At 46.5% G+C, this 25,351-nt stretch carries 20 protein-coding genes and 5 tRNA genes; 5 read left to right on the top strand and 20 right to left on the bottom strand.

Annotated elements, in window-relative coordinates; genetic code table 11:
• Positions 1-79 precede the first annotated feature (79 nt).
• From L5M37_RS15455 to rmuC, 6 genes are all read right to left on the bottom strand, one after another.
• A complete protein-coding gene (locus L5M37_RS15455; RefSeq protein WP_263201054.1) occupies positions 80-2,251 on the bottom strand; it encodes a DUF3488 and DUF4129 domain-containing transglutaminase family protein in 2,172 nt (723 codons plus the stop codon).
• Positions 2,248-3,345, bottom strand: a complete 1,098-nt coding sequence (locus L5M37_RS15450; protein WP_263161078.1) for a DUF58 domain-containing protein — start codon at positions 3,343-3,345, stop codon at positions 2,248-2,250. The genes L5M37_RS15455 and L5M37_RS15450 overlap by 4 nt, the downstream gene beginning before the upstream one ends.
• Before the next feature lie 71 nt (positions 3,346-3,416).
• Positions 3,417-4,328 carry an AAA family ATPase gene (locus tag L5M37_RS15445; protein ID WP_028760026.1) on the bottom strand — a complete coding sequence of 304 codons (912 nt, stop codon included), beginning with the start codon at positions 4,326-4,328 and terminating at the stop codon, positions 3,417-3,419.
• 185 nt (positions 4,329-4,513) lie between these two features.
• On the bottom strand, positions 4,514-5,218 hold the full coding sequence (locus tag L5M37_RS15440) for an EAL domain-containing protein (protein ID WP_219250463.1): 705 nt from the start codon (positions 5,216-5,218) through the stop codon (positions 4,514-4,516).
• 239 nt (positions 5,219-5,457) lie between these two features.
• Complete coding sequence (locus L5M37_RS15435; protein ID WP_263201052.1) at positions 5,458-7,383, bottom strand: transglycosylase SLT domain-containing protein; 1,926 nt, start codon at positions 7,381-7,383, stop codon at positions 5,458-5,460.
• Between the two features lie 81 nt (positions 7,384-7,464).
• Positions 7,465-9,039, bottom strand: coding sequence for a DNA recombination protein RmuC (gene rmuC / locus L5M37_RS15430; protein WP_263201051.1), 1,575 nt, complete (start codon positions 9,037-9,039; stop codon positions 7,465-7,467).
• A gap of 264 nt (positions 9,040-9,303) precedes the next feature.
• On the opposite strand from rmuC, the gene msrP reads away from it, so the two are divergent.
• Together msrP and msrQ are read left to right on the top strand one after the other, a co-directional pair.
• Positions 9,304-10,338: a protein-methionine-sulfoxide reductase catalytic subunit MsrP gene (gene msrP, locus L5M37_RS15425; protein WP_263201048.1), complete on the top strand. Its 1,035-nt coding sequence runs from the start codon at positions 9,304-9,306 to the stop codon at positions 10,336-10,338.
• A 46-nt stretch (positions 10,339-10,384) separates the two neighbouring features.
• The gene (gene msrQ / locus L5M37_RS15420; protein ID WP_263201046.1) at positions 10,385-11,056 is read left to right on the top strand and encodes a protein-methionine-sulfoxide reductase heme-binding subunit MsrQ; all 672 of its coding nucleotides are present in this window, start codon (positions 10,385-10,387) and stop codon (positions 11,054-11,056) included.
• A gap of 157 nt (positions 11,057-11,213) precedes the next feature.
• Here the strand turns inward: msrQ and gloA are convergent, their stop codons facing one another.
• Positions 11,214-11,624, bottom strand: a complete 411-nt coding sequence (gene gloA, locus L5M37_RS15415) for a lactoylglutathione lyase (protein ID WP_006087315.1) — start codon at positions 11,622-11,624, stop codon at positions 11,214-11,216.
• Between the two features lie 463 nt (positions 11,625-12,087).
• Between gloA and L5M37_RS15410 the strand changes: the two genes are divergently transcribed.
• Positions 12,088-12,345 carry a hypothetical protein gene (locus tag L5M37_RS15410; protein ID WP_226058513.1) on the top strand — a complete coding sequence of 86 codons (258 nt, stop codon included), beginning with the start codon at positions 12,088-12,090 and terminating at the stop codon, positions 12,343-12,345.
• 11 nt (positions 12,346-12,356) lie between these two features.
• Here L5M37_RS15410 and nth read toward each other — a convergent pair whose 3' ends face one another.
• From nth to L5M37_RS15345, 13 genes are all read right to left on the bottom strand, one after another.
• Entirely contained in the window at positions 12,357-12,998 is a 642-nt protein-coding gene (gene nth, locus L5M37_RS15405; RefSeq protein ID WP_168825144.1) for an endonuclease III, read from the bottom strand.
• 192 nt (positions 12,999-13,190) lie between these two features.
• The gene (locus L5M37_RS15400) at positions 13,191-13,889 is read right to left on the bottom strand and encodes an electron transport complex subunit E (protein WP_028760019.1); all 699 of its coding nucleotides are present in this window, start codon (positions 13,887-13,889) and stop codon (positions 13,191-13,193) included.
• A complete protein-coding gene (rsxG, locus tag L5M37_RS15395) occupies positions 13,882-14,520 on the bottom strand; it encodes an electron transport complex subunit RsxG (RefSeq protein ID WP_263201045.1) in 639 nt (212 codons plus the stop codon). Before rsxG ends, L5M37_RS15400 begins: the two co-directional genes overlap by 8 nt.
• A 74-nt stretch (positions 14,521-14,594) precedes the next feature.
• Positions 14,595-15,644: an electron transport complex subunit RsxD gene (gene rsxD, locus L5M37_RS15390; RefSeq protein ID WP_263201044.1), complete on the bottom strand. Its 1,050-nt coding sequence runs from the start codon at positions 15,642-15,644 to the stop codon at positions 14,595-14,597.
• A 26-nt stretch (positions 15,645-15,670) separates the two neighbouring features.
• Positions 15,671-18,283 carry an electron transport complex subunit RsxC gene (gene rsxC / locus L5M37_RS15385; protein ID WP_263201043.1) on the bottom strand — a complete coding sequence of 871 codons (2,613 nt, stop codon included), beginning with the start codon at positions 18,281-18,283 and terminating at the stop codon, positions 15,671-15,673.
• A complete protein-coding gene (rsxB, locus tag L5M37_RS15380) occupies positions 18,277-18,891 on the bottom strand; it encodes an electron transport complex subunit RsxB (protein WP_028760015.1) in 615 nt (204 codons plus the stop codon). The genes rsxC and rsxB overlap by 7 nt, the downstream gene beginning before the upstream one ends.
• A gap of 1 nt (position 18,892) precedes the next feature.
• Positions 18,893-19,471 carry an electron transport complex subunit RsxA gene (gene rsxA / locus L5M37_RS15375; protein ID WP_006081543.1) on the bottom strand — a complete coding sequence of 193 codons (579 nt, stop codon included), beginning with the start codon at positions 19,469-19,471 and terminating at the stop codon, positions 18,893-18,895.
• Positions 19,472-19,596: 125 nt separating this feature from the next.
• Positions 19,597-21,501, bottom strand: coding sequence for a GGDEF domain-containing protein (locus L5M37_RS15370; RefSeq protein WP_263201042.1), 1,905 nt, complete (start codon positions 21,499-21,501; stop codon positions 19,597-19,599).
• Between the two features lie 210 nt (positions 21,502-21,711).
• Positions 21,712-21,787, bottom strand: a tRNA-Asn gene (locus tag L5M37_RS15365).
• 50 nt (positions 21,788-21,837) lie between these two features.
• Positions 21,838-21,913 (bottom strand) — tRNA-Asn (locus L5M37_RS15360).
• Between the two features lie 43 nt (positions 21,914-21,956).
• Positions 21,957-22,032, bottom strand: a tRNA-Asn gene (locus L5M37_RS15355).
• Positions 22,033-22,064: 32 nt separating this feature from the next.
• Positions 22,065-22,140 (bottom strand) — tRNA-Asn (locus tag L5M37_RS15350).
• Positions 22,141-22,197: 57 nt separating this feature from the next.
• Positions 22,198-22,273, bottom strand: a tRNA-Asn gene (locus L5M37_RS15345).
• A gap of 610 nt (positions 22,274-22,883) precedes the next feature.
• Between L5M37_RS15345 and L5M37_RS15340 the strand changes: the two genes are divergently transcribed.
• Together L5M37_RS15340 and uvrB are read left to right on the top strand one after the other, a co-directional pair.
• Positions 22,884-23,036, top strand: a complete 153-nt coding sequence (locus L5M37_RS15340; RefSeq protein WP_158497640.1) for a hypothetical protein — start codon at positions 22,884-22,886, stop codon at positions 23,034-23,036.
• A 305-nt stretch (positions 23,037-23,341) separates the two neighbouring features.
• Positions 23,342-25,348, top strand: a complete 2,007-nt coding sequence (uvrB, locus tag L5M37_RS15335; RefSeq protein ID WP_028760013.1) for an excinuclease ABC subunit UvrB — start codon at positions 23,342-23,344, stop codon at positions 25,346-25,348.
• The last annotated feature ends 3 nt before the right edge of the window (positions 25,349-25,351 follow it).

Here is a 25,351-nt window from a genome sequence, read left to right as displayed (position 1 = left end):
GGAATTAACCCGCAATTTTAGGTGTTTATTGGTGCTTGCTCCGATGATGTATCGTCAGTTACAGCTCAGTTGACGAATGCTAGGCTAGATTGAACTTATCTTTCACTTTGGCTCTGAGCAATAACCAGTTGAGTTGCTTCGCCGCCGCTTTAAATGCGGTTAAATGCGCATGATAGTCTTTAGCCGGTAAATCTTGGTACTTCAGCGCCACATAACTTTGTGTCAAGGTTTGGAACAGCGTGCAAAGCTTTGGTGTACTGTGTTGGTATTGCTCAATAATCTGCTGCGCAAATTGATTTGGTCCATCACTGTCTTTGCGCTTAATGCCGTGGTGTGCAAGACGATTACAGATCTGTTGATAACGAGTGCTAATAGGATCGCCTTGAACTCTAAAATGTAATAAGCCCGCACTGTAGGCGATATAGAGCACGATAAGGCTGATACAGAGCCCCATAAATACCGCGATTTTAGTGTGAGTCACATCGCCTAAAATGCCACTGAGCACTTGATTCTGTTTCTCTTGGTTAAAACCCAGTACCCACACGCTCCAGTAATAATCTATGCTGGCAAAACGTTGTCTTAACTCATTGAGCCAAGGCATGGATTTAAATCGTAAGCTACTAAAAGGGCTTTCCTGCAGGTAACTCTGCTCTGGATCAAACTGGGCGTCGAATCCTTGCTCGATACGATTGGGCGCCACCATAGCGGTGGGGTCGAAACGCACCCAACCTTCATCTTCAAGCCAGACTTCTGCCCATGCGTGGGCCATATATTGATACACACTGTAGTAACCCGCTTGCGGATTAAATTCACCGCCCTGATAGCCTGTGACCATACGCGCGGGTAAGCCTGTGGCCCGCGCCATAAAAATGAAGGCTGCGGCATAGTGCACGCAAAAACCGGCTTTGTTTTCAAATAAGAAATCATCCACTTGCTGCGGCCCAAGGGGAGGCGGCGTGAGAGTGTAGAAAAAAGGCTCACGATTAAAGTGGCCCATCATGGCCCATAGTCGTGGCTTAGGCGCGGGATACTGAGTCTTAAACTGCTCAGCTAACGTTAAAGTGCGTGGATTACTTTGGCTCGGTAGTTCGAGGTTAATCTGCCTTTGCCGCGCAGATAGCCTGAGATCCATCTTAGCCTTAGGCCAAGACTCTACTTGATAACTCATTCGCTGATCGATATTGCGCAGCGCCAACAGCCGATAGTCGGGCATATTGACCACGTTATCATCTTGGCTATAGGCCACATCGAGACCAAATAACCACGGCTGGTGGCTCGGCTCAGCAATCACTTGATAACGAATACTATGCTTATCTTGCTTACTTAATGCGATCTCTTGATCTTCACTGCTTATCGGAGCAGGACTATTGCTCATGGGATCACTCATGGGATCAGGATTATTGACCATCAATGCTGGGCTGGGCCGTGAGGGCGGAAACAGCAGCGCATCTTTTTGCAACTGTTTAATCCCCGCTTCTTGGCGCCAAGTGACACCATCATAGTTCTCCATCACGAGGGCACGCCAATATAACTCGGCATTAATGGGCTTTGCATTGGTAAAACTCGCCCTAAAGGCAAGTTCAGTCGAACGGGTAAGCTTACCTATATCACCAATCGCCAGACTATCGGACAAGCCCGTTTGGGCTTCTTTCATGTTGGGCACTAACCAGAGCGGTGCAAGACGCGGTAATACTAAAAATAACAGCAGCGCGAGGGGAAGGCTCTGGAGTAAAAATTTGCCACCGATCCAAGCCGTGTGTTTTAAGGATTGCTTATCTTGATACAAAGTCACGAGCACGCAGGTATTGATCAACGTCACCACGAGCAAGTGCGCGGTATTAAGCAGGGATTGATGGTCGATAAAGGTCAGCGCGATAATAAAATAGCCCGCGAGGACGACAACGCGTACATCCCTTTGATTACGCATTTCAATGTATTTTAAGGCATAACCTAACAGCAGCAGATTCACTAGCGCATTGAGTAAGCCTATTTCCTTTGAGACGAGTGCCAGTGTGGTTGCGGCGCCGATCGCAAGACTGGTCACCAAAAAACGCGGTGGTTTTGCCACTTTGCCGACATAAATCCCCACACGCCACAGCAAACAGATAGCGCAAATGCCCAAAGTCCAAGGCGTGGTTTTATCAAATAGTGGGCTTAATACCGCAATATTGGTGATCAATAACCAAAAAAGTGTCTGGCGGCTAATATTGTCGCCGATTTGAGGTGTCGTGCTATTGGCCGCTGACTTCATACTTGCTCCCTCGATGTAGGGATATGACGTTTCTTGCTGGTGGTTTTCGCCGTTTTATTTGAGTGCTTTGCCGCTGATGACGAATTAACGGCTGACGGCGCTAGCTGTGGATACAAGGCAATGGCTTTTTGACAGGCGATCCTATGGTGATTGCCTATCGCGGGCGCGATCAGCACATCGTCTCCCATTGGGTTTTGCAAATGTAAGCCAAAATACTGCTCAAGTTGCGTGAGTTTATTGACTTGCCAGCTTAACTGACCCAATTGGGTTTCGAGGCGTTTGGCATCGGGTCTGAGCCTTAACCAGACGGGATCACCTTGGGGCTGCTGGAATTCTTTAGTCAGCATGCCGCGACCCTGTGCCCATTGTTTCCATGCCACTTGCTTGAGGGATTCGCCGAGCACATGGGGTTTAAGGCCTTTAAACTCATCAATCCCCGATACATGTTTACCCGCGAGTAACAGGGGATCTTGCTCAGACTGAGTATGATCAGCCTCAAGCTGTAGCGGCGCTTCAATCGGCTGGGCAAAGACTAAGTGACTAATGGCTAAATCCACATGGGACCATGCGCGGCAAAGCCCTAAGGGATAGAAGGATTCAATTTTGAGCCGACCCGGTGACACTTGACCCCGCTGATGATACTCAAAGGGCACGAGCGCTTGTTGTTCATCTGTACCAAGGTTCTGCACCGTATAAGTGCGATTATTCGGATAGTTAACTTGTATGTTATGGCCACTATGGTGAGTGCTGATGAGGACGGGAAAAGTTAAGGTTTCGCCCGCATAGACTTCGGGCGGCGTCGTGGCCCGTAAATGTAAGCCAGCCAGATTTTTGTAACTGTAGAGAATGCAGGTATTAAAAAGGCTTAGGAGTAAGATGCTGAGGCCAATGACTAAGTTATTTTGATAGTTAGTGCCGAATAGATATAAAAGTAAAACCAGACCGAGCCAAACTAACCCAAAACCACTCGGCAGAATAAAAATGCTGCGATGGCTTAAGGTTATTTCGGGACTCGGTGGCAAGCGTCTTGCTAACCAACGTTGCCAAATCGGGACTAACGTCGGAATGAAAGTCGGGAGTATCAGTCGTTTCACTTCTGAGTTATTTCCTTAGTTTAATGCGTTAACTGCATACTTTAGCGATATCTTCTCATTACAGTATCTTGCTACATAATAGGGTTAACGCTGGCGAGAATTCGCTCAGAAAGGGCTTCACCCTGTAATTGGCTACTGGTTCTGAGTCTATGCTCAGCCACGCAGCAAAATACCGCTTGTACATCTTCAGGGACTAAATAATGTCGACCTTCTAAAAAGGCCCATGCCTTAGCCGCTTGTAATAGCGCTTTGGTGGCACGCGGTGATAACCCTACGCTGTCACTTTGGCTACGGGAAAAACTCACTAAGGCCAGAATATAATTGAGTAAGGCATCGGAAGCGCTGACCTTGTCGCACTGCTCTTGCAGTTGCATTAAGGCCATCGGTGTCAGGCATTGGGGCAATTGATCTAAGGTTAAGTGGTTGTGATTGCTCTTAAGCATAGCGAGCTCAGCATCGTGGCTTGGATAACCAATAGACAGACGCATCATAAACCTGTCGAGCTGCGATTCTGGTAGCGAAAATGTACCGGATTGATCGGTGGGATTTTGAGTCGCGATCACAAAGAAAGGATTGGGCAATCTGTGGGTGATGCCATCGACGGAAATTTGTTGTTCGGCCATCGCTTCGAGTAAAGCACTTTGTGTCTTAGGGCTGGCGCGATTAATTTCATCGGCCAAAATCATCTGCTTAAAAATCGGTCCAGGATGAAAGATAAATTGTGCTTGATGCTTATCAAAAATCGATACGCCGAGAATGTCGGCAGGCAGCATGTCACTGGTGAATTGGATCCGCTGATAGCTCAAACCTAAGCTTTGGGCTATACCATGGGAAATACTGGTTTTACCCATGCCGGGTAAGTCTTCAATCAACAGGTGCCCACGGGCGAGAATACAGGCTAGAGCGAGACGAATTTGCCTAGGCTTGCCCAGCAATACTTGTTCGAGTTGTTGTAGTAATTCGCTGATCCCAGATTGTGCCACGGGCGACTCCTAATACATTTGGAAGTGTGCTTAAGGTGCATTTGCAAGCTGATGTGCGTTATCACTATGGCGGATCATCGCCCGTATATCCAGTGGCATTTCTAGTGCTAAATCAATTACTCGACAGCATTAGGTTTGGTCTTGAGTGGGCTGGTGGCGCGAATGTAAACCGTTTTAGCCTGATCTTACGTAAGGCACAGTGCTTGGCTGCTGGTGGGGCGAATAAACCAGGATTTAAACAAAAAGCCTTGGACAAAGTCGACACCGATATCGCGCGCAAAGGCTAAGTGAGCTTCAGTTTCTATGCCTTCTAAAATGCATTGTTTGTGAGTCTTTTTGGCAAAGTTGACCAATGCAATTAATAATTGGGCTCCCTCGGGGTGTGTTATGTGCGTTAACCAATGACGGTCAAATTTAAGATAATCCACGTTCATCATCAGATCGACACTGAGCATGGAGTGGGGCGCACCAATATCATCCAGCGCCACATGTATCTTAGCTTGTTTAAATTGAGTGAATAATTGACTGGCCAGCTGGGCATCGTTAATGCAGGTGTTTTCGATGATCTCGACTGTGACTCGTTCATAGTGGGACAGTAAACGAATGAGCTTGGCGGTATGTGGTCCATCGACGGCGTGGGGATCAACATTGATAAAAATTCGCTGCTGACTCGGCGCATGGATGAGTTGAAATGCCTTGGCTTGATATTCAACTGCGGCGAGTAATTCTGTGGATTCATGCAATTGCTCGAACACAATATTAGGTGCAACCGCATCACCATTAGGCAAGTAAAAACGCGCTAAGGCTTCATAGCCGTCGATGGCTAAAGTATGAGGATTGACAAAGGGTTGGTATTCGCAGCTAAGGGTTAACGAACTAAGGTTAATCATGGGTGTAATGGGATTCTTAATGCTTTAATACTAATTATTCGCATTTAACGCCCTTCAGTGCAAACAAGTTTTCGATAAAACGGCGTGATTGCTGAATAATTATTCGCTTTGCTAATTATTTGAATTTAGAGAATAACATTTAGAATTTTTGGTGGTTAAAGCATGAGCTTTACCCTAGGGTATGCTGAAAAGTAGGAACTCGATGCTGCTGAGTATCGAGTTCCTTTTCATGTCACGAGTTAGTAAGCAAACTTAAGCTCAGCTTCGCTGAATAATGGCTGTGCTTTTTGCTTTTGCGCCTCATAAATCAATCGATAGCTGAGGACGGCTTGAACATATTCACGGGTTTCAGTAAAGGGAATGGCCTCGATAAAACCCATGGCATCGAGTTTGCCATCAGAGTTTGATAACCAGCGACGCACGCGAGAGGGACCTGCGTTATAGGCCGCCGTGGCGAGGATGCGGTTTTGGTTAAACTCTTTCAACAGCTGGGCATAGTAAGCGCTACCAAGATTGAGGTTAAGCTCTGCGCTGTAGAGATCCTTTGGATCGCTATATCTGGCCCCGTGTTTTTTGGCGGTAGCTTTGGCCGTGGCGGGCATAATTTGCATTAGGCCACGGGCACCTACACCCGAAGTCGCATAAAGATAGAATGCACTTTCGCGGCGGCTAATCGCACGGATCTCATCGATGTTAACCCTATGCTTTTTGCTGGCGTGCTCAAAACCGGCTTGGTGTGCCATAGGGAAGCGTAGAGGAATATCATCCCACAGCTTACCTTGAATACTGGCTTCAACACCAAAATCGTACCAGCCCTGTTCATGGGCATAGCGTCCATAGCGTGCTCGCATCGTATTGTCACTGCGTTTTAGTAGCGACATCCATTCATAGCGAGCATCGAAATAACGGTCGAGCGCCATTAACTCTTGCACTCTGACAAAGCCGAGATCATCGGTTAACTTTTGGCTATTGGCATCAACAACAGGCTCAGGGCTTTGATTGAGTGATACCGGTTTATTTAAGAACTGCGCAGCAGCAAAACCGTAAAAATTACGTTCATTACTGATTGTCGCGAGCGCTTTTATGGCGCTTTCAGGCGCTTCTTTAGCATTGGTGCGATAAAGCCAGTATTGCCAACGCTCCTTTGCCAAGGTTTCTGGTTGGAGTAGGTTCAAGTAACGGGCAATACTGCGCATGTCGTGATCGCGGATAGCCCATCTTAAACGGCGCTCAAATAAGTCGTCATTTTTCAGCTCAGTGAGCACATTATCGACATAGTTTTTATAGTTATCATCTTGTTCAATTAAAATGCGGCGAACAAGGTATTTATCGAGTTGCTGCGCTTGTTCTGGGGTAAAACGATGGGCTTTTTGATACCGTTCACACAAATTAATGGCTTGGTCGAGATCTTTACGGGCAAGGCGTTTTAATCCTGCGGCAACAATGTCACCGACAATGGGATTTTTATCTTTAAACTTTTCGGTATGGCGCAGGCTATTAGGATCTTTATAGACGGCGACTAAACGCTTAGCTTCGTCACTATGGGTGGTGATTTTTTGGGACAAAAAACTCAGTAAACTCGTTTCGCCAGCCTCGAAACTCAGCATCATTCGCGCCCATACGACATCTTGAGTGCGTTTACCGGCTTTGGTCCATGTGTTGAAAAGAGGATCACATTCCTTTGGTCGCGAACCCCCAAATACCCAAAGTGATTGTGCGGCCGCATAAGCCGTTTTTAGATCGCCCTTGGCGAGTTTCGCCTCATAGTAATAACACTGCAGGCGGATGTCTGTAGGCGCTTCTGGGGTGATCGCAAGATAATCATTCCAGCGTTTTTGGCTACCAGCATTGTTTAAATATTTAGACCGTAACCTATTGTACATGGGTGTGGTTTCATATTTTTCAATCAAGGCTTTAGCTGCATAACCCTGTAAGGCATTAAGAGCACCTATGTCGATATCATGATCTAAATAAATCGCGAGCGGATAATTACCTAGTTTTGCCCGTAGGGGTTTATAGGTTGCATAATCTTGCTTCTTCAGGGCTTTTTCAGCCTCAAGAAAGGTTTTCTGCGTTGACGTTAACGCAAGTGCAGCAGGGGCATTCAATGCGCCTGCGAGCAATATTGCACTGGATATAACCACATTTATAACTGCTTTGCACATGGAGCGTTTGCCTCCGGGCATCAAGGTATCAATCGACATGTCCGTATCGATTTGAGGTAATTAATGGGTGTTCAATTCTTGTTATCTATCATTGCACTCGACAGGTTCGAGTTCTGTGTCCTTAGGATCGCGCGTTGGCGGCAGCGTTAGCTCAGCGTCATCATCCTGTGTGTCGTTGTCGTCTTGGGCTTCATTGAGTGCTTTTTCTAGCAGCATTTTATCCAGCTGTTTACTGGTATCGACCCCGAGTTGCTGCATTAAGTGTGCTTGACGCACTAGGTTGCCCTTGCCCGATGACAGCTTGTTCATGGCGCTGTGATAGGTTTTTTCGGCGTTATCTAAGGCACGACCGAGTTTTTCCATGTCTTCAATATAACCACATAACTTGTCGTAAATTCGACCCGCTTGCTTAGCAATAGTTTGCGCGTGTTGATTTTGATATTCGTAGCGCCAAATATTGTTAATGGTGCGCAGGGCCACCAGTAAATTCGTCGGGCTCACCAACATGATATTCTGCTCAAGAGCGAAATTCACTAGGCTAGGATCATGCTCTAACGCCAGTAAAAATGCCGGTTCAATAGGAATAAACATCAACACATAATCGAGGCTCTTGAGCCCGTGCAGATGTTGATAATCCTTTTGACTCAATCCCTTAATGTGGCTGCGAATCGAGATTACATGCTCATTAATCGCCTGTTGGCGCAGGGCAGGATCTTCACTGTTAAAGTAACGCTCATAACTGACCAAGGACATCTTAGCATCGATGACCACGTCTTTATTTTCTGGCAGATGCACAATCACATCCGGCTTAAAGCGCTTACCGTTGTCGTCCTTGAGATCTTGCTGGGTATGGTATTCATGGCCTTCACGTAGACCGCTTTCCTGCAGCACGCGATCGAGGATCACTTCACCCCAGTTACCTTGCTGCTTGTTATCACCCTTGAGCGCTTTGGTTAGGTTGATTGCATCTTGGCTCATCTTCAGATTGAGATCTCTGAGGTGCTCAAGTTGATGTTTAAGGGCGCTGCGCTCGGACTGTTCGTGGGTGTAGGATTCACGAATTTGCTGTCTGAATCCTTCAAGCTGTTGTTTCAATGGCCCAAGCACGCCTTCGAGTTGACTGGCATTTTGATGCTTAAAGTTTTCGCTCCGTTCTTCAAAAATGCGATTAGCGAGGTTTTCAAATTGGGTCTGTAATCGCACTTCTGCCGATTCTAAGCTGGCAATTTTATCCTGTAGTGATTCTTGCTGGGCATCGGCCTTGGCTTGAATGGTTTGCTGCATGGCATTGGATTTTGACAGAGCCAATTGAATTTCTAACTGACGGCGCTGGCTGTCATTTAATTGCTGCTCTAAGGTGGGAACGCGTTCGGCTAGGGCCTCGGCTTTACCTAATTGTTCAATTTTGAGCTCAAGGCGCTGCTGGTATTGGCGCAGTTGCGCCTCTTTGTCATCAACCAAAATCTGTTGTTGTGCTAAGGATAATTCAGCATCTTCATTCACTTGACGCATCTCTTGCTCAAGTTGGTCCTTGTGTTGTTGCCAACGTTGGCGGGTGAGTCTTTGGTTAAGCAGAGCACCGATCAACAGGCCTAAGAAGGCAATGGCGAGAAGGCCGATGATTTCGGCGACGGAAAAAGATTGAGAAAATGGCATGATCAATAGCACTCCTTTAGCTTTGGCGCTTAGGTTCGCATGCCGCCCAATAGGCTTCAAGCCCTTTAATCAACTATATCTGCGCTTAATGCTTGAATGAGCAAGTCTTATACGTTTAAGGTGAATTTATTCACGGGTGGAAAGTTTTTCTGGCTTTTACCTGTCTATATTAAAGTGAGCATAGAAGTGAGCGATACAGACGAGCGCCAGATAAGCTTTTATCGCGACTCGGTGGCGTTAATCATTAGATGGTAGAGGTGTCAATTGGCTAAACATTCCCGTTTTACCCCAGGTATTCTTAAAAAAGCGCAGTGGCACACGCAAGACAACCAAGTGACGCCCGAAGCGGTGTTTCGCTCGCGCCGGCAGATTGTGAAAGCCATTGGGCTTGGTGCTATCGGCGCCAGTGTGCCAGGTTACGTGCAGGCCGGATTGTTCGATTTATTTGGCGATCAACCTAAGTCCTCATTTATCACTACGCCACTGACCTTTCAAACCAATAAGCAATACGGTGATGCCGATGTGTTAACCCCGCTTGATAAGGTGACGCAGCACAATAACTTTTACGAGTTTGGTACGGATAAGCAAGATCCCTTCAATAATGCCCAAGGTTTTAAAGTCGATCCTTGGCAACTGCGTATCGAAGGTGAAGTCGAACGGCCCATGACTTTAGATTTTAATGATCTGACTAAAATGTTCCCGCTTGAGGAGCGTAATTATCGTCTGCGCTGCGTTGAAGCTTGGTCCATGGTGATCCCTTGGGTGGGGTTCCCGCTGGCGGCATTATTGAAAAAAGTGGGTGTAACTAGCAAGGGCAAGTATGTCGCCTTCGAAACCGCTTTTGATCCCGAGCAAATGCCGGGGCAGAAGAGTCGATTAATGGGCGGTGGCATTCATTATCCCTATGTTGAAGGCCTGACGATAGCCGAAGCCATGAACGATTTAACCTTAATGTCGGTCGGTTTGTACGGCAAGACCCTGCCACCGCAGAACGGCGCGCCGATCCGCTTAGTGGTACCGTGGAAATATGGCTTTAAGAGCATTAAATCGATAGTGCGAATTCGCGTCATGGATAAACAACCGCCCACCAGTTGGAATCAGCTTGCCTCACACGAGTATGGATTCTATGCCAACGTCAATCCGGCGGTGGATCATCCACGTTGGTCACAGGCCAGTGAACGTCGTATTGGCGAGGGCGGACTATTCTCTGCAACCCGTATTGATACCCAGCCGTTCAACGGTTACGGCGAGTTTGTGGCTTCACTCTATGACGGTATGGATCTGAGGAAAAACTATTGATGCTTGGTTTGCTGTTTGGAAATACGCCATTAAGCGGGGATGACTTATGTTGAGATTAACCGCTAAGCACTTGTTTTGGTTAAAAGCGTTATTTCATTTGCTGGGTTTAGTGCCCATCGTCTACCTGGTGCTCACCGTAGTGTTAGGCCGTGCGGGCGGTGATCCCGTGCAGCACATTATTCACTACACAGGTATAGGCGCGTTAAATGCCTTAGCGGCGACCTTGCTGATCTCACCGATTGCCAAGCTGACTAAGCAAGGGCTATTAATGCAGACTCGTCGCTTGGTGGGGTTATATGTGTTCACCTATGCCACTTTGCATATTCTGGCATTCTTTAGTTTAGATCTGTTGTTTGCTTGGGAATTACTGTTTAGCGAAGTGGTAAAACGGCCGTACATTTTAGTCGGCGCTGTGGCTTATCTTATCGTCACTGCTTTGGCGATAACATCGTTTAAAGCCTTGATGCGTAAGATGGGACGTCGTTGGCAGACCTTGCATAATGGGGTGTATTTAGTCGCGATATTAGCGCCAATCCATTTTTACTGGTCGGTAAAATCGGAAATTATCGAGCCGAGTCTGTATATCTTAGGTTTTAGCGTGTTATTACTGTGGCGCACGCCTTGGCTTAAGCGCATCCTCAGCGGCAAAGGGATGAGTAAAACCGTGAAAAAGACGACGACTAGTGGACAAGATAAAACGTCGATAAAATCGGCTTAAACGCAAGGTGCGAGCGGTGAATCGTTGGCTTGTGTTACCTTTCTTTGTGCCTACGCAAGATATAAATTATAAAAACAAAAATGCCGAATCAAGATTCGGCATTTCTCATTTAGCGAACTGTTCTGCTCAGTTAATCTTCTTGCTCAGGTTGCAAGACTTAACCTAAACCTTGAGTCGCCGATTTCATTTGGATGAACTCAATTTTATAACCGTCTGGATCTTCAACAAAGGCAATTTCAGTGGTACCACCTGCGACTGGACCTGGGGCGCGTGTTACTTTGCCACCGGCTGCAGCAATTGCAGCACAACGGGCGTAAATATCTTCATCGCCAATGGCTAAGTGGCCAAAGCCTGTGCCTAAATCGTATTTGTCTGTGCCCCAGTTATAGGTCAGTTCAACAACGGCTTGGCCAGTGGACTCTTCACCGTAACCTACGAAAGCTAAAGAATATTTGTACTCTGGGTTTTCAGAGGTGCGAAGGAGTTTCATGCCGAGCACTTCAGTATAAAAAGCAATACTGCGTTCTAAGTTACCGACGCGGATCATAGTGTGTAATAGTTGCGACATAGGTCCTCTCTATAAATAGATTACGGCGAGGAGTATATCAAAAATGTATGTGCGTATGACTACAAATGTCATCCATTGTGTTTTTATCGAACTTGACCAATACGACTGGCTAGGATAGTGAAGCGCTTGCTGTCGGCGGACGATTTTGCGGATTTTGAAAAGAAAATTGCCGATAAATTGGCTGTCGCTCACAAAACACAGATACAAACATGGGTTTTTACCGCAGGGTTGACGATAATATGGCCATACCAACTAGGAGAGTGAATGATGAACACCGAACTTAAAATGGCTTTAGGCACCACACTTGTAATTGCTATATTTTTCAGTGCGTTCTTTGTTTCAATGTTTTAACGACTAATACAAGTTTGAGTTAACCCAGTTCCAAGTTAAGCAAAAAAGCCGCTATTGCGGCTTTTTGTTTGTCTGTGATTTAATGCATGTAAAACTTAACAAGGATTTGAAGATGTTGTTTAGCGAAACTGAAATAGCATTAATTGCGTCGGCCAAGCGAAAAGTACAGATGGCGCAGAAAGTGCGATTAGCTGTGATTGCATTAGTCGTGCTGGGTACTGGGCTGACGATATCTGGCTTGTGGGTCAATGAATTCGCCATTTATATGGCCTTTGGAATCGTGGTTTTTGCAGTGGCCTTGCCGCAATTTGGGCAAGGGCCAAAATATGAAGAGCTAGTCAGTTTGCTCGAGAAGAAAAGCCAAGGCTAACTGGCTTGGGTTTACTCTTCAGGATAAATTTTTTCTTTAAATTCACACAAGTCTTCAATGATACAACTACCACAGCGGGGTTTGCGCGCAAGACAAGTGTAGCGGCCATGCAGGATAAACCAGTGGTGCACATCGACTTTAAATTCCGCCGGCACGACTTTTAGCATTTTCTCTTCCACTTCGACTACGTTCTTGCCGGGCGCGAATTTAGTGCGATTGGCGAGGCGGAAAATATGGGTGTCGACGGCGATGGTTGGCCAACCAAAGGCAGTGTTTAGTACCACGTTAGCCGTCTTGCGGCCAACGCCGGGCAGAGACTCTAGAGCTTCGCGGTTTTCTGGCACTTCACCATTGTATTTCTCAATTAAGATCTCACAGGCTTTGATCACATTGATGGCTTTGTTGTTATATAAGCCTATGGTTTTTATGTATTGCTTTAAACCCTCTACGCCAAGGGCATAAATGCTGTGGGCTGTGTTTGCCACAGGAAAGAGCTTGTCTGTTGCCTTGTTGACACTCACATCTGTTGCTTGGGCCGATAACGTCACAGCCACTAGTAGTTCGAAGGGACTTGAAAAATTGAGTTCGGTTTCAGGTTTGGGATTGTTATCGCGAAGACGAGTGAGGATCTGGATACGTTTTTCTTGATTCATGTACGATTCCTGCGCTGTGGTGGGGTTCAACTCTCAACCGCTCATTATCACTATCTTATTAATGATGATTGATGAGTTTACAACCCACGTTCGCTGATTTTCTTATGCTTTGAGTTTTGCCGCTAATCATGTGCTAGGCACACATTAAACGCGTTAACACGAGCGCCATAATGCCTGTCGTTACTTGAAAGCCTAACCTACCTTAGTGATCCGTGCGCGGGTAACACTCGGCTCTGCGGCGACTTGAGGTTGGCGTTCTTTGACTTTTTTATCAATCACATTTTTCAATGCAATCAATAATCCCATCACGATGAATGCGCCGGGTGGCAGCATAGCAAGGAGAAATGGGGTATCGACTTGCCATAGATGCATGGTTAACGATTTAGCCCATGGGCCGAGCAGTTGATCCGCACCATCAAACAGTGTGCCTTGACCTAAGATTTCCCGCGTTGCGCCCAGCACTGTAAGCACTAAAGTAAAACCAAGGCCCATCATTAGACCATCGAAGGCGGCACTAAACGCATTATTACGCGAGGCAAAGGCTTCGGCGCGGCCGATGATGATGCAGTTCGTCACAATTAATGGCAGGAAGATCCCAAGGGATAAATACAGGCCGTAGGCATAGGCATTGATGAGCAGTTGCACTGTGGTGACTAGCGCGGCGATGATCATCACAAACACAGGAATACGAATTTCTTTGGGTACATAGTCGCGCACCAGTGACACCAAAATGTTAGAGCCAATCAGCACCAGCATAGTGGCTAGACCAAGGCCAAGGGCGTTAGTGATCGTTGCAGTAACCGCAAGTAGCGGACATAAACCTAACAGTTGCACTAGGCCTGGGTTGTTTTTCCACAGTCCTTGCCACGCAATTTCGCGATAATTAGTCATGGTTGGCCTCACAATTTAGCGGCTGGCTGAAAATTTGTGCTTGGTTAGTGCTGAAATACCATACCGCGTTTTTGACTGCTTTAACATAAGCGCGCGGGGTAATGGTTGCACCGGTAAATTGGTCAAAATCGCCGCCATCTTTTTTAATTAACCATTGCTTATCATCTGCAGAGCCCAACACTTTACCAACAAACTGAGTGACCCAATTCGATTTACGTAGTTCAATTTTGTCACCCAGCCCAGGGGTTTCTTGGTGGGACAAGGTACGTACGCCTAAGGCTTCACCTTGGATATTAATCCCAACAATTAATTTGATATTACCGCTATAGCCATCGGGTGCGATGGCTTCCATGGCGATAGCGACAGGCTTGCCTGCATGGGTAGCAATATAGGCCGGCATTGGACTATCCGTGCCTAATGCTTCTTTGTTTAATAGCAAGGTACACTGAGCGGTAAGCTCGTTATCATGTATTTCATCAGGGATTAATTGTTGCAATACTCGCATCAATTCCTGTTGTTCTTGCTGCTTAATCTTGTCAAAGGTTTGTTGATTGACCGCGGCGACGAGACCCGTGCAAATCAAGGCAAACAGCGCCAATAAAAAACCATTTTTAATCATCGGATTTTTCAACTCTTTTTCCTTAAGCTCTCGTTGCCAGCAGAATGACATTATCTTGTAGCATGACGGTAGTCCGCCCAATGGCCTTAGCTAGCTGAATGACCATAGGTGCGTGGCCGCACATAGTAGTCAATAAAGGGGGCGCAGAGGTTAGCCAATAACACAGCAAAGGCAAAGGCGTCAGGGTAACCGCCTTTAATGCGGATGATATACACCAACACACCAATTAACGCGCCGAAGATAATGCGACCACGGGGGCTGGTTGCAGCTGTGACGGGATCGGTTGCGATAAAAAATGCCGCTAACATGGTCGCGCCAGAAAATAAATGTAATAGGGGACTGCCTTGGGTATCGGGTGACAGTAAGAAACCGATACTCGATGCCACAAAGAGCCCTAATAACACGCCAGTACTGATGTGCCAACGAATGGCTTTCAGTTTAAGTAACACTAAACCGCCAGCCAGATAAGCTAAATTCACCCAGAACCAACCTACGCCTGTGCTGCCATCAAAAATGGCTTTAGTCAGGCTTTCAGTGGTGGTTAATCCTAGGGATAAATCGGTTTTAAGGGTATCGAGTGGCGTCGCCATTGCGATGCCATCTATCCCTAAACGAAACTGTTCCAAGTTAACGTGGGCGCCAATGTTGAAGATAAGTTGCAAGCTCTCAGCTAGGCTAGGCGAATGCAGCGCAACGGTACTCGGTGCTATCCAAGTGGTCATTTGCACTGGGAATGAGATTAACAGCAATACATACGCCGCCATTGCAGGGTTAAACAGGTTATGGCCTAAACCGCCGTAAAGGTGCTTAACGATAACGATCGCAAAGGCGGTGCCCATCACTATCATCCACCAAGGTGCTAGGGGAGGAATGGCGACACCAATCAAGATTGCGGTCAGCATGGCGCTATTATCGTTAAGGCTCGCTTTGATATTACGATTGCGAAGTTTCATCACCGCGGCCTCACAGCTTAGGGCAACTATAATCGCAAGCAACACTTGAACAAGCGTGCCCCAGCCAAAAAAGGCGCATTGCACCACAAGGCCCGGCAGTAAACATAAAATCACCCTTTGCATCACAGTTGAGGTATGCAAATTACGTGTAACATGGGGTGATGAGGCTATTTTAAACGCCATTGTGTTCCCTTTTTATCATTCTGTTCTTAATCATTAGCAACACTTGAATCGCTCGAAGCTTCGGTTTGTTTAGCGAGTGCCGCTTTTTTGGCTTTTGCCTTGGCGATGGTCGCAGCAATCCGTGCTTTTTTAAGCTCATCGCCTGATAAGGCTGCCGTTTCAATGGGTTCTGCGGATGGTAAAACGGCTTCGGGTTTAGCTGCGACGGCGTCAAGTGTTGCTATCGACGGCGATGCCACGTTAGCTTTAGTTTGAATGTCGTCAACGGACTCTATTTCAGACTCAGCTGCTGATGCCGAAGCAATTTTCTTCGCTTTAGCACGAGCAACAGCGGCGGCCACTTTGGCCTTTTTAATCGCTTCAGCGTCGTTAACGTCAGTAGCGGCAGCTTCTGTATCATCATTCACATCTGCTTGAACGCTAGCTGCGGAATCAACTGCTGGAGTCGCGGTCTGAGTTAAATCATTGTCAGCATTTGTCTCAACTTGCTGCACGGCTTTTTTCGCTTTAGCACGGGCAACCGCGGCGGCTACTTTGGCTTTCTTAATCGCTTCTGAATCATTAACGTCACTAACGCTAACATCACTAACGCTAACGTCAGTATTGCTAACTTCAATATCACTAGCGGCGGTTTCTGCTTGCTGCGCCGCTTTCTTGGCTTTTGCCCGCGCGACTGCGGCAGCCACTTTGGCCTTTTTATCATCGGCAGCGCTAGCTTCTGGTGTACTGTCAGCCGTTTCAGCCGTTTCAGCCGTTTCAAGCGGCGCGGTATCGGCTTGCTGAGCCGCCTTTTTAGCTTTGGCGCGAGCAATGGCCGCGGCGACTTTGTCCTTCTGAGATAACGGCGCTTCTTGCGCGATTGCATCTGTTGCTAAGAAGGATTCATCACTGGCATCAACATTCACCACATTGTTTGTGTCTGCACCATTTGTATCAGCACCATTGGCATTAACTTGGGCGGCTTTCTTCGCCTTAGCACGGGCGATAGCTGCGGCAACGGCAGCTTTACCCTTGGGCGCGTCTGTCGTATCAGTGCTTGTTACGTTTGATTGATGATTCAATGATTCTTCAGTCGACAACTCTTCAGTTGCTGATTTTGCCGCTGCGGCTTTTTTCGCGGCGATCCGTGCCATGGCTTCGGCGACGGCATTTTTATCCGTGCCAGTCATAGTCGCTTGTCGGCGCTCTGCGGCTTCTTTGGCCTTAGCTTCACGGGCAAGCTTTTCTTCTTCAAGACGCGCTAAACGGGCATCGAAACGCTGTTTAGCGCGCTCCGCTTGCTGCTTCTCATCGGCGGCTTGTTTGAGTGCGGATTTGGCAATGCGGTAATACTCGACTAAGGGAATATCACTCGGGCAGACGTAACTACAACAACCGCATTCAATACAATCCTTTAGATTGTAGCTGGCAGCTTTGTCATATTCTTCGGCCTTGGCGTGCCAAAAGAGTTGCTGTGGCAATAAGAGTGCAGGGCAGGCATTGGCGCATTCGCCGCAGCGGATACAGGCTTTTTCTTCTGGCGTAGTTCCTATTTCTTGGCTGCTTGGCACCAGAATACAGTTAGTACCTTTTAAAATAGGCACTTGGATATTCGCCAATGCATGGCCCATCATAGGCCCGCCAATAATCACCTTTTGTTCAGGCTCTGGCGTGAACTCAGTCGCAGCAAGCACATGCTCAACAGGTGTGCCTATCGGTAACCAGTAGTTCCCCGGTTTACCGACATTTTTGCCTGTCACAGTCACAACACGCTCAATCAGCGGTTTACCTTGGGTAACCGCTTGATGAATCGCAAAGGCAGTGCCGACGTTATGCACGACGATACCGAGTTTGGCGGGAATAGCGCCCGAGGGCACTTCGCGGCCAGTAATGATTTGAATTAACTGCTTTTCACCACCAGAAGGATATTTTGTCGGAATGACCGTTACCCGAATGCTGTCCGCTGGGAGCCCACATTGCACGACTGCAGCTTGCATGGCTTTTGCCGCTTCTGGCTTATTATCTTCAATGGCGATAACAATGCGTTTTGGCGTTAATAGCCGATGAATAATGCCAATACCGGCGAGGATATCTTGGCTGTATTCGCGCATTAATCTGTCATCGGCGCTGATATAAGGTTCGCACTCGACGCCGTTGATGATGACTAAATCAATTTCACTGACCGGATTAAGCTTAATATGAGTTGGAAACGCCGCGCCGCCCATGCCTGCAATGCCTGCAGCACGGATCTTATCGATCATCTGCTGATGGGTTAAATCCTCAAGCTCATTTTGCACCAGCTCACACCAAGTGTCTTTGCCATCGGCTTGGATAACGCAAGTGTTAACTGGCAATGCTGAAGCATGGTTACTGGCCCTTGGCTCAATGGCAACGATAGTGCCTGATGTCGGCGCATGCACAGGTAAATGCCAAATGGAGGTGCCTTGCGTTAACGGTGTGCCTTTTAATACGCTATCGCCGATGTTTACCGCAAGTGTGCAGTTTTCACCGACTTGAGGGATGGGCACTAAATACTTAGCGGCTAAGGGCAGTTGGCTAATCGGCGTCGCGTTCGAGAGGAATTTGACTTCGGGTGGATGTATACCACCGGGTGAGCGCCAAAGGGTTCCTTTATCTAATTGATCTAATAAAGTTAACACCGCTTTTCCTCTTCTAACTGTGGGTCTTGGTTCTGAATCTCTTTGATGAGAGTGTCTTGGATGAGAGTCACTGGGATGGCATTTAAGCGCCAGTTCCAATTTTTAAGATTCTGGGTGACTGGGATCATATCAATACAATCGACGGGACAAGGCTCAACACAGAGATCGCAACCCGTGCAATCGGTTGTCAGCACAGTATGCATAAGCTTACCTGCACCGATAATCGCATCCACGGGGCAGGCTTGAATACACTTAGTGCAGCCAATACATTCGTCTTCACGTATGTAGGCGACCTTTTTCACTTGAGATTGTGCTTCGGCATTCAGCGGCTCTGGCTCGACGCCCATCAGGGTCGCCAGTTTTTCCATGGTGGCAGTGCCGCCGGGAGGGCATTTGTTGACTTTATCGCCGTTGGCAATCGCTTCAGCGTAAGGGCGACAGCCAGGGTAACCACATTGACCACATTGGGTTTGTGGCAGAATCGCTTCGAGTTCATCGACAATCGGATTGCCTTCAACCTTAAATTTAACGGCGGCAAAACCGAGTAATAGTCCAAAGACTAATGCCAATAGGGTCAACAATATGACTGCAATTAAAATTCCGGACATCTTACTTAACCAATCCTGTGAATCCCATAAAGGCGAGGGACATAAGACCTGCGGTGATCATCGCTATGGCGCCGCCTTTGAAAGGTAAGGGGACATCTGCGGCAGCTAAACGTTCGCGCATCGCCGAGAAGAGAATTAACACTAATGAGAAGCCTAACGCAGCACCAAAGCCATAGATAGCCGATTGGATAAAATCGTGCTTCTCGTTAACGTTCAATAGGGCAACACCCAACACCGCACAGTTAGTTGTGATCAGCGGCAGGTAAATGCCTAAAGCGCGATGCAGTGCAGCACTGGTTTTTTGCACTACCATTTCAGTAAATTGCACTACAACCGCAATCACTAAAATAAAGCTCATGGTTCGCAGGTAGCTCAGATCAAAGGGTAATAATAGATACTGGTTGACGAGGTAACTGAGAATAGAGGCTAACGTCAGTACAAAAGTGGTCGCCATAGACATGCCAATAGCGGACTCCAGTTTACTGGAGACCCCCATGAAAGGACACAAGCCTAAGAATTTCACTAAAACGAAATTGTTGACCAGTACTGTACTGATCAACAAGAGGAGATATTCAGTCATCTCAATACTTTTCTAAACGGATCTTGGCCGTATTATCGACTTTTCCGTTTGCATAAACAACATATAGAATGCAGGGTTAACCATCTTTACTGTAAATTTTGGCGACGAATTAACCCGTTAAAGTATTAAATTTGATCTGTAATCGCCATGGCTTGGGGCTGTGCTATGTAATAGCCTTGCAATCCATCAACTAAGAGTTTTTCGAGGGTGAGTTTTTCTTCTTGGCGTTCGACGCTGGTCGCAATAACCCGAATGCCTATCCGTCTTGCAACATCCACCATCATACGGACGAAGAACTTATTATTGCTGTCTTCATCAATGTTCGATGTGTAGCTGCCATCAAGCTTTATGTAGTCTGGACGCACTTCACTGAAGAATTTGAAGGACGTAAAGCTCATGCCAAAACGCTCTATCGACACTCGTGATCCAACGCTATGTATTTCGCGAACGAACTTATAGCTTGCCCCTAAGTTAGACTGCATACCGGACTCATTGATCTCAAATACTAAGCGTGAGGCGATGTATTTTTGCTTGCCTAAAATGTCCTTTAGCCAAGCGACAAACATATCTTGATGCGCAGAAAATGCGCTGATATTGATACCAAAGTTACCCGAAATGGTCGGGTTTTCCTTAAGCATTCTTAATGCACTGATCACCACCAGTTTATCTAATTCAGAACTCATACCGTGACGTTCGGCCATAGCGATCACTGTGGTGGTCGGTAAAAACTTACCTTCGCTATTGTAAAAGCGCGCCAACAACTCACGGTAAACCTCTACATCAGTTCGGCAGGGCTGAATTGGCTGTTGGTAGAATTTTAATGCTTGGCGAGTGACTAAATCATTGATCGCCATTTTCCAGCGATCATCACCAAACTGCTCGTCACCATTGAGTTTTTCTTGGATATGATAGCTATTAGGTCCAAGGGTCTGCGCTATGCTGACTGCGGTATCCGCAATCGTCAGCAAATTAACCGCATCGGTACCTTGGTGATAGGGAACTAAACCGATATGGGCAACAGATTCCGCTTTTGTCATCTGCAAATATTCATCAAGATAAATTTTTAATTGATCTAAAAATTTTGGCGCATCCTTCAGCATGACATCAGGAATAAAGATGGCAAAATCAGCACTCGATACCCTGAAACATTCTGCATCTGAATACTTACTACAGGCTTTGCGGATACAATTGGCCACCCTTGAAAGATAATCATCCCCTGCAGTTCGCCCTTGTTTTTGATTGATTTGCGCAAGCTCTGTGGCTTTAACCATTGCCATCAGCCCCAATTGAGGAATATCGGGATTGCTTATGGTTTCTAATTTTTGGGTAAAGCGCTGGCGACTACCAAAACCTGTCACTGTGTCTTGATAGGCCGCTTTATGCAGCTTTTCATTCTCTTGATTGAGTTTATCGATTTGGGCTTTAAGTTGAAGACGACACTCTTCAAGGGATATTCCAATGGGGTTGAGCTCACCTGTGAGTTTTGATGATGCGACAGCAGAAAAACCTAACTCAGGTATTTTTGAAATATAATCAGCAGCATAACGTATCGCCGCCCTATGTTTTGACATTAACAGAATAAACACTAAGAGCAAGATAAGGTAAGCCACCAGTAACATGACACCGAGCTTTTGAGTATGACTAATCGAAGTTTCAATCGCTTGGTTTGCACTGAGTTTGACTTGTAAACGACCGGTTGCCAATTTTTGTGTATGACTGAGCTCGATAGAAAATAAACGGGCTAAAGGATGAGGATGTTGGCTGTCTAAACGACCTTCGGTATGACTCCGTTGGCCATCGGTATCATCAATATATTGGAAAAATTGGAATGGGTAATTTTCAGAAAGCTTTTTGAAGAGTTCGGCGCCATCACCTTGCCATTGTTGGTAGCGGGTTAAACTGGTTTTAAAGCTATCCAGTTCTTGCTGTTGTTGGACTTGTAATTGGCTATTTTCGCTTTGATATACCCAAGCAAAAAGACCTAAGAAAATAAGCAGTAAAAAAATTGGATATGATTTTGACATGGCCATAAAAATCCGCTCTATTTTTTTGGGTGAGCTCAAACAGGATAAGTTTAAGTCAAGAATATTTAACTGCAGCTATCTGTGTGATGACACTCATAAATTTTTATTAATAAGCTGATAACAGTGTAACTGCATTTGCTTAAAAACAAAACGGAAAAGAAAAGGTAACTAGAAGCCGGAAGAGGCAAAGGCACGGGAACAAAACGAAGAATAAATTGGCTCCCCTGACTGGACTTGAACCAGTGACATACGGATTAACAGTCCGCCGTTCTACCGACTGAACTACAGGGGAGTAGAGGGTGCGATATTGCTATCGACTTTACAGAAATAACACTTTTTAAATGGCTCCCCTGACTGGACTTGAACCAGTGACATACGGATTAACAGTCCGCCGTTCTACCGACTGAACTACAGGGGAATCGAGGTGCGATATTACTATCGACTTTTTAGCTTGCTTAAATTGGCTCCCCTGACTGGACTTGAACCAGTGACATACGGATTAACAGTCCGCCGTTCTACCGACTGAACTACAGGGGAATCATTTTAATGCTTCAGCTTGATAACGTAATTGGCTCCCCTGACTGGACTTGAACCAGTGACATACGGATTAACAGTCCGCCGTTCTACCGACTGAACTACAGGGGAATTGTTTACAACTTATCTTACTGCTTGTTCTAACTCATTTTTATCATGTGCTTAAAGTGGCTCCCCTGACTGGACTTGAACCAGTGACATACGGATTAACAGTCCGCCGTTCTACCGACTGAACTACAGGGGAATCGTTTCACACAATCGTAGCGACTCGTTGAGAACGGAGCGCATAGTAAAACGCTCTGTTGGATGAGTCAACTCGAGTTACTAAAAAAAGTGTAATTATGCTGTTAAGTGCTCATCTAATGTGCATCGTGGTGCAGAATTCGACATTTTTCGTGAAAAACCACTTAACAATTCGCAATATAGCCATAATTGAGTCCATCGTTTTTAAGCGGTGATTCTATGAAATTGAAATCATTCGCTAAATAATCGACACCGTTTTCGGTACTTGGTCGAGTACTTAAGACTCAAACCGCTCAAAAAAGGATCTCAGGTGGGGTAATGTGAATTTACTCAGTTCTTTATACCGATAGAAAACGTGGGTTATCTTTTCGCTGTTAAAGCCCGTTTTTCTGTTTTAACAAGTTTGCTGTTGTTGATGGAGGTGTTAATTGAGGCTTTATCGAATTAGCGTGAGCTGTTTTTCAAATTAAGTGATGCACTTCACTATTGGTTGTGGCACCAGATGCGCTACCACAGCGCTTGTTAATTACAGTTAGTGAAATTGATACAAGTAGCAACATTTATCAAATGTAATTAAATTACTAAATGCCGAGAGACGGTTGTTAAGACACATGACAGCCTCCAATCCCGCGTGGTTTCTAGGTTATTTCGACTTATCAACAAAATCTGTGGATAACCCTGTGAGTTGTCCTGAAAAATGGCCGCCAAAGCCTTGGGGTATGGGCGGCGGACTTAAAATGCACTATTTTGGGGTTCAAAAATAAATTTAAGTATTATCAAATGCATACTAAAAGCAAGTGGTTTTTGTTGAGGGTGAAAACAAGGTTGCAATTTTGTAATCGAACGAAATTGATTTCTTGTGTATTAAATTGGCATTTTTGCTTAGTTTGCGGGTGTTTTGTGAGCAAAAAACGCTGAAAACGCCTTAGTTTAAAAGTTTCATGTTTCTTCCTTTAAATTGTCATCTTGCGGTTTTAGATCGTATTGATATGACGACAGGAAGGATAACTGTGGAGCTTAGTCGGTGACTTGATTAGAATGGGGCGACTCACTAAAAGGATATGTGCGCGTGTCAGAATCTGTTTTTCAGCTTGAATCGCAATTCGCCCCCGCAGGCGACCAACCTACAGCGATTGCCAAATTAGTCGATGGACTCGAAGCGGGTCTGGCCTGCCAAACCTTACTCGGGGTGACGGGCTCAGGTAAAACCTTCACGATTGCCAATGTGATCCAAAAGTTAGGTCGGCCCACGATTATCATGGCGCCTAATAAAACCTTGGCGGCGCAGCTTTATGGCGAGATGAAAGAGTTCTTTCCCCATAATGCGGTCGAGTATTTCGTTTCTTACTACGATTACTACCAGCCCGAAGCCTATGTACCTGCGTCAAATACCTTTATCGAAAAGGACGCTTCGGTTAATGCTCACATTGAGCAGATGCGTTTATCCGCCACTAAGGCGCTGTTAGAGCGTAAAGATGTGGTGCTGATTGCTTCGGTGTCGGCCATTTATGGCTTGGGCGATCCCGATTCCTATTTAAAAATGTTGCTGCATCTACGCCAAGGCGATGTGATGGGGCAGCGTGACATCTTAATTCGTCTCAGTGAATTGCAGTACAAGCGCAATGATATTGAACTACAACGTGGTACTTATCGTGTGCGCGGTGAAGTGATTGATATTTTCCCTGCCGATTCTGAGCGTAATGCCATTCGAGTCGAGTTGTTCGACGATGAGATTGAACGCTTAAGTGAGTTTGACCCGTTAACGGGCCATATTATTAAACGTATCGCCCGTACGACGGTTTACCCTAAAACACACTATGTCACGCCGCGGGAAAAAATTATCGCTGCCACTGAGTTTATTAAAGAAGAACTGCGTGAGCGTAAACAATATCTACTCGATAACAACAAGTTAATTGAAGCCCAGCGTATCCATGAGCGGGTGCAATACGATGTGGAAATGATGGTGGAGTTGGGTTACTGCTCTGGCATCGAAAACTACTCGCGCTATTTGTCTGGCCGCGCACCGGGGGAAGGGCCACCAACCTTGCTCGACTATTTGCCTGCCGACGGCTTATTAATTATCGATGAATCCCATGTGACTGTGCCGCAAATCGGCGCTATGTACAAAGGTGACCGTTCCCGTAAAACCACACTTGTGGAATACGGTTTCCGCTTACCGTCCGCCTTGGATAACCGGCCGCTCAAGTTTGAAGAGTTTGAGCAATTGATGCCGCAAACTATCTATGTGTCGGCAACACCGAGTGCCTACGAGCTGGAAAAGAGCGAAGGCGAGATTGCTGAGCAGGTTGTGCGGCCAACGGGATTGCTCGATCCTGAATTAGAAGTGCGCCCTGTTGGGACCCAAGTGGACGATTTATTGTCTGAAATCGCCAAGCGAGTGGCCGTCAATGAGCGGGTGTTAGTGACGACGTTGACTAAGCGTATGTCGGAGGATTTGACTGAATACCTCGACGAACATGGCGTAAAAGTGCGTTATCTGCATTCGGACATAGACACAGTCGAACGGGTCGAGATCATCCGCGATCTGCGTTTAGGTAAGTTTGATGTGCTGGTTGGGATCAACTTATTGCGCGAAGGCTTAGATATGCCTGAAGTGTCATTGGTGTGTATTTTAGATGCCGATAAAGAGGGCTTCTTGCGCTCTGAACGCTCGCTCATCCAAACGATTGGCCGCGCGGCGCGTAACGTCAATGGTAAAGTGATCCTCTATGCCGATCGCATCACCAATTCGATGGAGAAAGCGATAGGTGAAACTGACCGACGTCGTGAACGTCAGCGGGCGCACAACTTAAAACACGGTATCACGCCTAAGGGCGTCGTTAAACGGATCACCGATGTGATGGATGTGGATGATGGCCGCGACAGTAAAGCTGTGTATGGCAAAGTGGCTGAGCCTAAGTCCCATTACCATAAAGCCGATGCGGCAGAGTTGAGCCATCAAATCGATCAGCTTGAGAAGAAGATGCATGAACATGCGCGCAACTTAGAGTTTGAACAAGCGGCGGCAATGCGTGATGAAGTCAAGCACCTGCGGGACCTGTTGATCAAAGCCTAGATT

This window comes from Shewanella sp. SM69 (assembly GCF_025653985.1).
In the GTDB taxonomy this organism is placed as follows: domain Bacteria; phylum Pseudomonadota; class Gammaproteobacteria; order Enterobacterales; family Shewanellaceae; genus Shewanella; species Shewanella oncorhynchi.
The sequence above is the reverse complement of the archived record's forward strand: the minus strand, read 5'-3'. Positions and strand labels throughout refer to the sequence as shown.